This is a genomic window from Pedomonas sp., assembly GCF_036515995.1.
GTDB lineage: Bacteria > Pseudomonadota > Alphaproteobacteria > Sphingomonadales > Sphingomonadaceae > Pedomonas.
Genome location: NZ_DATBUP010000174.1, coordinates 1 through 11,439, shown reverse-complemented (window position 1 = coordinate 11,439; position 11,439 = coordinate 1). Strand labels below are relative to the sequence as shown.

The 11,439-nt window shown below is 62.7% G+C and carries 14 protein-coding genes and 1 pseudogene; 3 read left to right on the top strand and 12 right to left on the bottom strand.

The genetic code is table 11. The annotated features are described in order from the left end of the window. From VIG90_RS13115 to VIG90_RS13100, 4 genes are all read right to left on the bottom strand, one after another. On the bottom strand, positions 1-729 hold a 729-nt coding region (locus tag VIG90_RS13115; protein ID WP_331593970.1), incomplete at its 3' end, for an outer membrane protein. 383 nt (positions 730-1,112) lie between these two features. Beyond that, on the bottom strand, positions 1,113-1,301 hold the full coding sequence (locus tag VIG90_RS13110) for a hypothetical protein (protein WP_331593969.1): 189 nt from the start codon (positions 1,299-1,301) through the stop codon (positions 1,113-1,115). A 383-nt stretch (positions 1,302-1,684) separates the two neighbouring features. Beyond that, positions 1,685-2,116, bottom strand: coding sequence for a hypothetical protein (locus tag VIG90_RS13105; protein ID WP_331593968.1), 432 nt, complete (start codon positions 2,114-2,116; stop codon positions 1,685-1,687). 16 nt (positions 2,117-2,132) lie between these two features. Continuing rightward, the gene (locus VIG90_RS13100; protein ID WP_331593967.1) at positions 2,133-2,531 is read right to left on the bottom strand and encodes a DUF883 family protein; all 399 of its coding nucleotides are present in this window, start codon (positions 2,529-2,531) and stop codon (positions 2,133-2,135) included. Positions 2,532-2,704: 173 nt separating this feature from the next. On the opposite strand from VIG90_RS13100, the gene VIG90_RS13095 reads away from it, so the two are divergent. Then, positions 2,705-3,367: a PRC-barrel domain-containing protein gene (locus VIG90_RS13095; protein ID WP_331593966.1), complete on the top strand. Its 663-nt coding sequence runs from the start codon at positions 2,705-2,707 to the stop codon at positions 3,365-3,367. Between the two features lie 544 nt (positions 3,368-3,911). Here the strand turns inward: VIG90_RS13095 and VIG90_RS19815 are convergent. Then, on the bottom strand, positions 3,912-4,313 hold the full coding sequence (locus tag VIG90_RS19815; RefSeq protein ID WP_349257220.1) for a general stress protein: 402 nt from the start codon (positions 4,311-4,313) through the stop codon (positions 3,912-3,914). Between the two features lie 264 nt (positions 4,314-4,577). Here VIG90_RS19815 and VIG90_RS13080 point away from each other — a divergent pair, with 264 nt between their 5' ends. Beyond that, the gene (locus VIG90_RS13080; protein WP_331593965.1) at positions 4,578-5,033 is read left to right on the top strand and encodes a PA2169 family four-helix-bundle protein; all 456 of its coding nucleotides are present in this window, start codon (positions 4,578-4,580) and stop codon (positions 5,031-5,033) included. Positions 5,034-5,130: 97 nt separating this feature from the next. On the opposite strand, the gene VIG90_RS13075 is transcribed toward VIG90_RS13080, so the two are convergent. From VIG90_RS13075 to VIG90_RS13045, 7 genes are all read right to left on the bottom strand, one after another. After that, positions 5,131-5,994 (bottom strand): phytanoyl-CoA dioxygenase family protein, encoded by an 864-nt coding sequence (locus tag VIG90_RS13075; RefSeq protein ID WP_331593964.1) that lies wholly within the window; start codon positions 5,992-5,994, stop codon positions 5,131-5,133. Positions 5,995-5,996: 2 nt separating this feature from the next. After that, positions 5,997-6,632, bottom strand: a complete 636-nt coding sequence (locus VIG90_RS13070; protein ID WP_331593963.1) for an acyl-homoserine-lactone synthase — start codon at positions 6,630-6,632, stop codon at positions 5,997-5,999. Positions 6,633-6,740: 108 nt separating this feature from the next. Continuing rightward, positions 6,741-7,511 carry a LuxR family transcriptional regulator gene (locus tag VIG90_RS13065; RefSeq protein ID WP_331593962.1) on the bottom strand — a complete coding sequence of 257 codons (771 nt, stop codon included), beginning with the start codon at positions 7,509-7,511 and terminating at the stop codon, positions 6,741-6,743. A gap of 142 nt (positions 7,512-7,653) precedes the next feature. Then, a complete protein-coding gene (locus tag VIG90_RS13060) occupies positions 7,654-8,613 on the bottom strand; it encodes a hypothetical protein (RefSeq protein WP_331593961.1) in 960 nt (319 codons plus the stop codon). Then, positions 8,610-9,467, bottom strand: coding sequence for an ABC transporter ATP-binding protein (locus VIG90_RS13055; RefSeq protein ID WP_331593960.1), 858 nt, complete (start codon positions 9,465-9,467; stop codon positions 8,610-8,612). The genes VIG90_RS13060 and VIG90_RS13055 overlap by 4 nt, the downstream gene beginning before the upstream one ends. After that, a complete protein-coding gene (locus tag VIG90_RS13050; protein WP_331593959.1) occupies positions 9,464-9,835 on the bottom strand; it encodes a GntR family transcriptional regulator in 372 nt (123 codons plus the stop codon). The genes VIG90_RS13055 and VIG90_RS13050 overlap by 4 nt, the downstream gene beginning before the upstream one ends. 69 nt (positions 9,836-9,904) lie before the next feature. After that, the gene (locus tag VIG90_RS13045) at positions 9,905-10,849 is read right to left on the bottom strand and encodes a DUF3667 domain-containing protein (RefSeq protein WP_331593958.1); all 945 of its coding nucleotides are present in this window, start codon (positions 10,847-10,849) and stop codon (positions 9,905-9,907) included. 78 nt (positions 10,850-10,927) lie between these two features. Between VIG90_RS13045 and VIG90_RS13040 the strand changes: the two are divergent. Further along, positions 10,928-11,439 (top strand): annotated as a pseudogene (locus tag VIG90_RS13040) (hypothetical protein); the annotation flags it as partial.

Here is an 11,439-nt window from a genome sequence, read left to right as displayed (position 1 = left end):
CGGAGCTGGCGGCGGCGGCGGTGCCGGCTCCGGTGCGGGCTCTGCCCCGCCCAGCTTGAAGCGGGCGCCAATCAGGAACATGTGGGTCTTGTACTTACCCTTGACGTCACCATTTTCAGGAATGAGGTCCAGCTTGCCCGTCTGCAGGTAGCGATAGTCCGCCGTCAGATCGATGCGCTCGTTGAGCGGCATGCTGAGGGCACCGATGGCCTGCCACATGAACTCCTTGTCGGCCTTGTCGACAAGATGCGGCGCGCCGTCAGTGGCGGCAACGTTTTTCAGCGAGACCATGCCGTAACCGGCACCGCCACCTGCGGAGAAGGTAAAGCCCTGCCATTCGACAATGTCGAACAGCACATTGGCCATGATGTTGTAGAGTTTTACCTTGCCGTCAGGATCGTCATAGACGCCCGGGGGTGAAACCCGCAGGGGATCTGCAATCCAGACAGAATCGACTGACGACTGGTGATAGCCGAGCTCCGCTTCCAGGCGGATGCGGCCCATGTCGTAGCCCGCATGGCCGAGCACGGCCCAGCCCAGTTTGGGGTCAACCCGATAGGCGAAATTGCCGTTATCATTCCGGTCAAAGTCCGCATCGAGTGGCCGGGTCAATCCGCCTTTAATGCCGTAATACCAGGTTGGAGTTGGCTCACCCTCCTGCGCAAAGGCGGGTACGGAGACTCCGGCTAAGACCATCAAACTGGTCGTCGTGAGAACAAATTTCCGCATCTTGGTTTCCTCAAGACATGTGGAATGGGGAAGACACGCATGTGCAACAAAATGGTCGGTGCGTGGATTTGAACGATCAATGATTTGTAATGTTCCGGTGTGAAATTTTGGCACTTAGTCGGCTGCGCGATAAAAAAAGAGCAATTATATTAAGGATATAGCGTTGTTCTGGTTGGGAAAAACGGAGCCGGAAGGGAGTGGTTGACCCGGGTTCCGCCGCACGAGCGCCGCAGTAGTGCTTTTTTCGATCAATAGTGTGACATCTTTGCCGCAATGCTTTTACCCGACTGCGGGGCAGCGGAAGGCTAAGCGCTGCGGGCGCGCCAGTGGGAGGCGGCACGCTCAAAGCGTGGCATCAAGAATGTGGCGCGCCGCAGGAACGGTCAGGCCGCTACAACCACATAGGCGATAATGAACCCGAGGATGACCAGAGTAATTCCCGTGAACAGCACATAGCGCTGCACGCCCAGCGTTTTTCCTTGCCGGGCCTGAACGGGCGGTATCCCGGGTTCCCGATCCTTCTTCGGGTTCCCGGTATGCTGGGGTTCGTCATATTCAGGAGCTCGGGTCATGGACGCCTTCCTTACATCATGAATACTGTGCACCGGTTGGTGCCAGGACGGGGCGCCGGGCAGGAATGCTCGTAGCCGGCACCCATATCAATAGGAACGTTGCCATAATCAGCCGGGTTCCTCCCCGGCTTCAGGTATCGCCGGCTTCGTCAATAATTACTGAGATTTAGATAATCCTGCAGCACGGAAACATGGCTGAGATTGCGCAAACTATAGATGGCGAAAGCCAGGGTCATCGGGCTGAGGCCGCCCTGTGATTTTCTTCCCATGAGTGCGCGCAGTATAAACAGGAAGTGGCCGCGCAAATTTGCGGGGCGGGATGCGTCAGTTGGAAATCAGCAATTAGAAGAAAAAAGGGACGCCGCCCGGGCGTCCCTTTTACGTCAAAATACCCGCATAATCGAGCGCCAGACCATGCGGCGCACGGCAGGGCTCTTTGCAAAAACAATTCCGCCTACAACTGCAACGCCGAGTGCGGGCATGGGGAAGCGGCGAATGTAATTTGTTGCCGTGCTGACGATGTTGAGATGCCCACCCAACATGCCTTCTGATTCGCCTGTATCCACCTTCTGCTCGGCGATTTCCCGCTCGACCAGCATAGAACGGATCAGTTGAATCAGCGCCAGCACGCCGATGATCGACAGCACGATCAAAAGAACGGCTGTTATCCACGTGGCGGCAACGACCCCCAATTCGGCGGCGATCGTGCGGTACAGGGCCGAGAAGATCAGCCCTATACCTACAAGACCGACAACGATGGCGATGGTCAGACCGGCAACGGCGAGTATTAATGGTGTCCAGTTGCGCCTGGTCATTTACGCCATCGCGCCCTTACGAGCGGCGCATCAGCATGCCGATGAGGAATCCCACCCCGGCTGCAATCGCAATGCTTGAAATCGGACGCTCTTCAACCTGATGGCTCACGCGGTCCAAGCCTTCGCGGCTGGCGCTGCGGGTTGTATCCATCAGGCGACGGGCAGCATCGCCCAGTGTTTCGGCGGCCGCGGTCATGCTGCGACGCACTTCGGCCCCGGTGGCACCTGCAAGGTTGACCGCATCGTCTTTGAGACGCCCGGCTTGGGTGGCCATATCTCCGCCTTCTTGAAGGGAATCGCGAGTTGCCATGGACAGCTCCTGCACTGTGAAATGGGTTTTGACCTTTGTCGTTGCTAGAACGCCATGACCGTTTGTCGGGTTCCCGCCGTGCTTGTCATGCAGGAACCGGTGCATCGGGCGCTCGTTAGTCTGGAACTTTCCGAGAAGGGTATTCTCTTGCGTGGTTGTTGCCGCGTTTCCCGCGCCGCCCAGGCCCGATCGGCTTGAGGACAAGGCGCAGCGCGCATGCTTGCGGCGCTACTCTGAACACGGATTCTGACAACTGTATTTTTTTAGGGAGACATCCCATGCACAGTCGCTTGCTTGCTGCAACGGCGGTATGCCTGATTGCCAGCGCAGGGCCGGTTGCTGCGCAGGGCGCGCAGGACACGACATCCCGGCGGCAGAACGAGGCGCCCGCCCGTGTGCAAGATCGCCCGCCCGAGCCTGCCAATCCGCTGCCAGAGGGCGAAACGCCCCCGGACGTCAGCGATTATCAAACTCCGGAAGCGCCGGGAACGGAGACCACACCCGGTCCGGCGCCCGGCGTTCCGGCAACGCCACCTGGCGCGCCGGAGACACCCTCAACCTCGCCCGCCACGACGCCGGACAGCCTCGAACCTTCGGCAGGCGGCAGGCTGCAGCCGCTTGAGGCCTATCTTGATGAGGAAGGAGAGAGCCGTCTGAAGGCAGGGGGAGACAGGCGTGAGCAACTGGTCGGCAAGCCGGTTATCATGCCGAGCGGCGAACAGGCCGGTACGATCAACGAATTCGTTGTTCGGGACGGCCGTAATTACGCCCACCTCACCCTGCCAAAAACCCCCGGTGACCGACAGCGCGAGGTCGTTGCACCATACGAGATGCTTTCGGTTTCACCGCAAGGGGACCGGGTAATGATCCAGGCCCAGTCTCGTGATGAACTGAAAAAGCTGCCTCAGTTTCTGCCAGAGAGTTTCCAGCCCATCCGGTGACGGGAGTCTGCCGGTGACGGGAGCTTGGGAGCCAGCCGGAGCGGGCCAGTGCGCTATGCCGGCGCACCAGGACAATTCCCTGTGCACGGCTCGCTCCGGCTGGCAGCCGGCCGAAGCGGAACCGCGCCTGCTACCGGAGGTTTAGTTCGGAGGGTTTGGAGAAAAAGATCCCGGCCGCGACTGAAATGGGGCGGGTCGTGTTCGCGGCCGGGAAGGGGGGTCTGCAAGGGCTCAAAGGCAGGATGTCGTCCTTGCAATCATCGGAACGTCCCTAGGCAGATAGGGTTCCAAAAAAAAATCGTCTCTTTGGTGAGATATCCGAAAAATAATAACCGGCTGCGGCTTCCGCGGGGTTTTGGCAGACTACAACCATCGGTCGAGAGAGATCGGCGCGCGTTATGAAAAGACAGGACCGGCCCCTGCGGGTCGGCCCTGTCTGCATACGTTCCGGTCATTTGGGGGCCGGAGACTGCTTTGAGCATCCTGTTCAGGTGCTCGCTCCAGGTTCCGGCGTCAAACCGGTCTGCCTGAAGACTGCCGGGCTTTAGCGCTGCCGGTCGCTGCCACCGCGACCACCACCGCCGCCACGCTGGCCCTGCTGGCCACCGCCCGACGACTGGCTCTGCTGGCCGCCGCCATGGCTGGCTTCGCCACCCTTGCGTCCGGCTTCAGCTGCACGCTGCCGGTCATTGGCGAAGTTGCCGCCGCTGGCCTGGCCACCCTTGCGGCCTGCTTCGGAGGCGCGCTCGGGGTCATTGGCGAAGTTGCCGCCGCTGGCCTGACCGCCCTTGCGGCCTGCTTCCGCTGCCAGTTGCGGGTCTTGCGAGAAGCTGCGCTTCTCAGGCGGCACACTCTGGCCACCCTTGCTGGCGATTTCACGCTGCTTGTTTTCGTCCATGGAAGCGAAGCCGCGATTGGACGTGCCACGATCTTTGTTCTCGGCCATCTTCATTCTCCCTACTGGATCGGCACCTGAAGCGCCGATGCCCTATGAACGTGGGCGAACCTCGAGCAGTTCCCGATTTTCAGGCTTGACGTATTGGTTCGCGATTTTCCGAAACGCCAGCGAATCTGCGGCTTCCAGGGAATCTGCGCGTGCCCTCCTCAGCCTGCCTCTCGGGGGCGTCCGGCTACGGCTTGCGATGCGTGGCCGTGAAACCGGAGTGCGGAGGGGGCGTTAGACAAATGGTCAAGCCCAAGGAGACGCAGCATGCAGAACCGATCGAATGACATCGAGGCCCTGAACGATCTCATCGAGACCCTGATTGATAGCGTAAATGGTTATGAAGAGGCCGCTGATGTCGCCAAGGATCCGTCGATCAAGGCGAGCTTCCACCAGCTTGCCCAGGAGCGGCGCGCCATTATCCACGACTTCCAAAGCCGTGTTCAGATGCGTGGCGGTGAGCCGGAAGAGTCGGGTTCCTTCTCGGCTGCGGCCCATCGCAGCTTCATGAACCTGCGGTCCCTGTTCCAGAACGATACCAAGGCTGCCATTGCCGAGGTTGAGCGGGGCGAGAACGTCCTGCGCGACCAGTTCGAGACGGTGCTCGCCAACGAGCAGCTCGATCCGGAAATGCGCGCCTTCTGCAACAGCGTCTATGACCGAGTGCGGCTGGATCACGCCCGCTGGGATTCGGTGAAGCGCGCTCTGGAAGCCGCTTCCTGACGATCCGACGCGTTAGCGTTCAAAGATACGTCAGCCCGCTCCTGGTCCGTGCGGATCGGGAGCGGCTGCGTTCTGATGGTGTCGTGAAGTGCTCTGATCAGGCGGACCCCCTCTGCTCCATGGCCTCACGCCATGCGCGCAGCTTGTCGATCTGCTCCGGCAGCAGTTCGTCCTTCGCCCGGCCGCTGAGTTCTCCCTCTTGCAGCAGGAGCGCCGGTGACTGGCCCTCACAGTTGCCGAGATTGGGCCGGTGAATGCGGTAGCCCAGCAACTCCTGCACCTCGGGCGCGAAATTGCGGGCGACTTCGGGCGGATAGGCGAGGAAGTTGTTCTCGTAGGACTTGAGCCAGCCGAGGCTGTAGCTCATCACCAGCCCCTCGCGCGGCTGGTCGGTGCGGTTGGCGCCGCCGCAGTGCAGCAGCGATCCCAGATACACCAGAGCATCTCCCGGTTCGGCCACCACGGCAAGTGACTGATCCATTGGCAGAATGCCGGCATCCTGCTGCCTATGACTGCCCGGCCAGAGCACCGTGCCGCCGTTCTCCGGCGTGAACCGGGTCAGCGGCCAGATGACGTTGATCTGGTATTCGATGCTCCCTTTGGGCCCGCCGTGCCACATATCCTGATCCCGGTGCGGCGCCTGCATCGGCTGTCCGGGGTGGAGCGCGATCACCTGGGACAGGTTCAGCTGGAACCAGTCACAATGCGGCCCGAGAGCGGCGTCTGCCAGCTGCAGGATGGCCGGATGAAGCGCCAGCGCATGGCTGGCACGTGACTTCCTTAAGACCGCGCCCAGACGCACGGTCTTCCAGCCGTAGAAGTCGCCTTCGCAAGTGGGGGTTGCTGCCAGATGCCCTGAGAGCTCGGCGCGAACGGGCCTGATCTGCTCGGCCGGCACAGCGTTGCGGACGATGGTGTAGCCCTGCTCCAGCAGGTGCGCGGCATGGTCTGCGTAGCGCATGGTCAGGCGGCCTTTCGCGGAGCGGGCGGCCAGCGTTCCAGCACCGGCTCGAAGTGGTTGAACTGGGTCTGCAGTCTGTGCAGCGTGTCCGGCGTCAGGATCAGCCGCATGGCGGCGACCTGCTGCGTGCCGTCCATGGTCGGCAGGCCGAGCGGGCGGACGTCCCAGTCATAGTTGACCAGCCGCGACAGAAACTTGGCGTGGGTGACGAAGATCAACTCATGGATGCCCCAGTGCTGGCAGAACTCCAGCAGGCCAAGGGCGAACCGCCGCCGTGCCCGCAGCACGGTGGCTTCATCCGCTGCTTGCAGAACCGGGTTGTAGAGCAGGCGGGAGCCTTCGTACACGTGCGGGCCGCGCGGGTAGTCCACGGCGCACAGGTGAGAAAACAGCGGCTCCATCATGTGCAGCCCGGTGGTCGGCAACAGGCGCATGCTGCTGATGACGGTGCCGGTCGCCGGATCGCGGTCGAAGAGATAGAGCGCCTCTGGCTGGTCGAACTCGTCGATTTCCAACCCGTTCTCGTGCTTCAGGTCCCATTTGTAGAAGTCAATAAACACCTGTTTGCGCAGGCGATGGATCTGCTCGATGGTGTCGGCGAAAGCCTCGCGATTGTGCCACTCGATGATCTGGACCACGCTTTGTCCCCCCCTCGGTTCGCGTGAAGGGAGCATCGCCAGTACAGGGCGGGATGGTCGATACAGCTGCCTAGGGGTATTGCCCGCGCCTGCTCGGGGGCGGCACTGTCAGTGGTCGTCGTCCGCCGGCGTGTCGGACTTCAGGATGTCGGCGAAGGCCAGCTCCCCGTCGAACAGAGCGCGCACCACGGCTTCCACACGCGAGGAGACGTTATACCGCCCCTTGGCCAGTTCGATGTGCATGTGCACGGTCTGCTGGCTCAGCGTGAGCAGCTGTCCGATGGACCAGTCAGACTTGCCGCGCGCGGCCAGGGAGAGGCATTCGCGCTGGCGGTTGGTCAGCCGCACGCGCCCGGCCTTTGCCGCAGCGCTGCGGCCCGAGAGCTTGAGGGCGGCGTTGAAGGCATAGATGCCGACGTAATGGGCCGCGGGGAAGCAGGCGGGATCGACGCTGCCCGGCTCATAGACGAAGGTGCAGGAGCCTGAAATCTGCCCCGGAACGTGAATCGGCACCGTATAGCCGGCCGGCAACCCGGCCAGTTTGGCCTCGTCGAGAATGACGCGCTGGCGGCGGGTCAGGTCGATGTGCCGGGGAATATCGTCCCACGTAAAGGGGAGGGCGAGCCGCTGGGCGGTGAGCAGTACCGGGTCATCCGCGTAGTATCGCTGCTCGGCGCTGCGTGCCTTCCAGATGGAGGGGTAATTGATGATGCGCACGGTGCCCTCGGGCGGAGCGACCAGATCCACGTGGCTGACGAGGGCGAAGTGCTGAAACCCGAACTCGTTCAGGATCTCGGTGACCAGACGGATGAGCTCCGCCTCGGTACGGACGGCCCTGACCTCTTCGACGAAACGGCATACGCGAGCGTAATAGTCCATCGCTGGAAACCGGCTCCCTCAAGGCAAAACGAGCCGGTCTTGTGGACCGGCCCGTTCGCAGGATGCCGATGAGGTTTGCTGCCAGCAACGACCAGACGGGTATATTTGCTATATATTCTTACTAGAAACCGTTGCTTAACCGTTACGCGATCCGGCGGCGGCGGATCTCGCTGGCACCCCAGATGAACAGGGCAGCCAGCACCAGACCCAGCCAGAAGCGCGGGCTGGCTGCCGCTTGCACCACCATTTCGCTGACCGGCTGCATCAGGGCGCGGGACAGGCTGCCGGCGGTGTGGTGGGCGTTGCCGACCGTGCCGTCGTAGCGCAGCATGGAGCCGCTGACGCGCGAGCCGATCTCGCGCCACAGCCAGCTGCCTTCCCGGGTGGTCAGGAGCTCGAGGATGCCGATGGCCACTGGCGGCACGGCTACGTAGAGCAGCGGAGAGCGGGGAGCCCAGGCGGATGCCAGCAGGATCCAGGCGTACACCGGCGCGGCCCAGAGGACGTAGAAAACCGCGAGGCTGAAACCGAGCGTCAGCGTGGAGGCGATGACGCTCGGGTGGATGATGACGCCCCACTCCGGCGTCGAGCCCAGCGGGCCGCTGATGGAGTGCACGATGATGCCGATGGCCGAGACAGCCACGCCGATCACGCCGGCAAGCAGGATGGTGCCGAAGGTGGCGGAGACGAACTTGGCGAGCGTGACCTCGATGTCGCTGACCGGCATCGATTTCCAGAACAGGACCGAGCGGTCGGCGCGCTCGTTGTGCATGCTGCCGACCATCTGGAAGTAGCTCACGACCGCCGCGACGATCATGAGGATGGCGATGCCGAAGTAGCTGGAGGCGAACGCCAGCCCCTGAAGCACGGGGCCGATCTTTTCCTCGCCGATTTCATCGCGCAGGACGCGGTGCGCATCCTCGACGGTGCGGATGGTGACCTCCGAGTTGTCCGACGCCAGGCTGATGATCATCGAGCCTTCATGGAGCATGCCTGCGATCAGCAGGATGATGATCAGGCCGCCCAGAATGACCGGCGTCCACAGCTGGCCGCCGCGATGCTCGAGATGTTCCGATTTCAGAAGGGTCAGGAAGGCTTTCATGCGACCTCTCCCTTGGGCTGGACGGTGGCGACGAACAGATCCGCAAGCGACACCCGGCGAGGCTCGCCGAGGGCTTCCAGCCGGTCGCGCGGCGCGGCGTCGTAGACGTAGCTGGTGCGGCCGATGGCGCGGCGGGAATAGACCGGCTTCAGCGCCTCGGCTTCGGCGCGGCGGGCGTCCGGCACATCCACGGCAGCGAAGCGCTCGCTCAGTTCGTCGAGGCTGGCATCCAGCACCACTTCGCCCTGACGGATCATCATGACGTGGGTGAGGACGTGCTCGATTTCCTCGACCTGATGTGTGGTGACGATGATCGAGCGCGTCTCGTCGAAGAAGTCGCTCAGGATCGCGTCATAGAAGGCGCGGCGGTTGATGAGATCGAGGCCGAGGGTCGGCTCGTCCAGAACCAGCAGGCGGGCGTCGATGGAGAGCGCGATCGAGAGGTGCAGCTGCACGATCATGCCCTTGGAGAGCTCGCGCACTCGGGCGTTCGGCCGCACGTTGGTGCGGGCCAGCCGCTCTTCCGCCATCTGGCGATTGAAGCGCGGGTGAATGCCCTCAACGACGTTGAGGAGGTCCTTTACCTTGATCCAGCGGGGCAGGGTGGCGACGTCTGCGATGTAGCTGACGTCGTGCATCAGGCTGGCGCGCTGCTCCAGCGGGCGGCGGCCGAGCACTTCCAGCTGCCCCTCATGGCTGATAAGGCCCAGCAGGGCGTTGACGAGCGTGCTCTTGCCCGCGCCGTTCGGCCCGATGATGCCGACGATGCGGCCCGGCGGAATGGAAAACGTCGTCGGCTTCAGCGCCTCGACTTGGCCGTAGCGCTTGGCCAGTCCATTGGCTTGTACAATCATTGTTCACCCCCTTGCGCAGCCTCTGCGGCCAGCAGATCATTCAGGGACAGCCCAAGCCTCCTGATGCGGGAGGCAATCTCCGGCCACTCCTTGCTGAGGAAGTTGTCCCGCTCGGCGGATTGCAGCTGTTGCTGGGCGCCGGGCACGACGAACAACCCAAGGCCGCGGCGGGGCTCGGCAACGCCTGCCTGCTGCAGCTCCTGATAGGCCTTGGAGACAGTCAGGGGGTTGACCTGAAGTTCAACGGCCACGGTCCTCACGCTTGGCAGGGCTTCGCCTTCCTTGAAGCTGCCATCCAGAATGCCGTCGATGATCCGATCTCGGATCTGCCGGTATATGGGTTGGTCTTCGCGCCAGTTTTGGGTCATGACCGCCATTTTCCTGTGTGATCTGGTGTACTATCTATGTAACACACCATGGCTGTCAAGCCCTTGCTTTTAAGACTTCAAGAATTGAACCAGCAGGAGCATGCCGGCAACGAGCAGGGAGGACATGTAAAGGACTGTGATGACTGCGGATTTTATGACGGTGGCTGTCCACCCCTGCTGATACATGCGTTTCAATGCCACGAGGAAGTGGGCGCTGTAACCTGTCCAGAGGATGGTCAGCAGCCAGCCGCCGGGGATCAGGCCCCGGCTGATCCACACCAGGAACACGGCGATGAGCAGGCCGATGAAGAAGAAGGTGTGGGTGTTGAGCGCGAATACCACATGCTCGGCAAGAAAGCGGCGGCGGTAGAACAGCCAGAGCAGCACCGACATCAGCGGCACGGCCAGCAGCATGAAGCGGCTGAGGGACTTGCCGATGACCTGATTGGACAGGCGGGGGTCCGCTGCCAGCGCATTGACGCCGCTGCTGATGCGGGAGGCGAGCCGGGTCTCGTCTGCATCCTGAACGCCGCCGCCGTCCTGAAGCAGCTGCCGGAGTCTGGCGTCGTCCACCACCGGATCGGCCGGTGGGAGATCAGGCGTGATGCTGAGCACTTCCAGAGAGATTTCGGGAATGACCACGCCGCCGTCCACGGAGAGGGTGGCGGCCGGGCGCGTGGGATCGGACACGAGACGCAGCAGCGCCACGTCGCTCAGCGTCAGGGTGATCACCAGGAGGAGCGACGTGAAGATGAACAGGCGGATAGGCGGCACATAGCGCGCCTGACGGCCATCGGCCCAGTCCATGGTCATTTGTCCGGGCCGGAGGAACAGCGAGCGCAGGGTGGTCCACAACCGCCCGTCGAAGTGAACGACGCTGTGCAGGAAGTCTTCGGCAATTTCCCAGATCGGCCGATGCAGGTGCACGGCGTGCTGGCCGCACGCCGAACAATAGGGTCCGCTCAGCTCCGCGGCGCAGTTCTGGCACTGCGCCGGAGACTCATGATGTGACATTGTCGCCCCCGTATTTCTCCAGTAAGCCATAGCGCGACGGTATGCGGATGCAACGACCGAAGAAGGGGAATACCGAGGATGAGGCAGGGCATCTTCCACGTGGCGCTGACAGCGGCTCTTTTGGCGGGCGGCAGCGCCAGCGCACAGATCGAGGGTTTCAAGGCCTGCGCGTCCATCAGTGACGGCGCGAAGCGGCTTGCCTGCTACGACTCGGCTCTGGCGGCAACGGACGCTCAGGCTGCGGCCAAGCTGGCCGAGCAGCGCCGGGCCGCCGAGGTTGCGGCGGCCAAGGCGGCAGAGGAAGCCAAGGCCCGCAAGGAGCAGGAGCGGCTCGCAGCCTTCGGTGCGGCCAGCGCGCCGAAGGCTGACGGCGAGGAAGCGGTGAACGAGATCAGCGCGGCCATTGCCGAGCTGCGCGAGGGCATTTCCGGTTACGTGGTCACGCTCGACAACGGCCAAGTCTGGCGTCAGACCGAAGCGCGCAGCCTGCCGCCGGTGCGGATTGGCGACACGGTCACGATTCGCAAGGGCATGATCGGCGGCTATCGCATGACGTTCGAGCGTCAGCAGCGTACCGTCGCCGTGAAGCG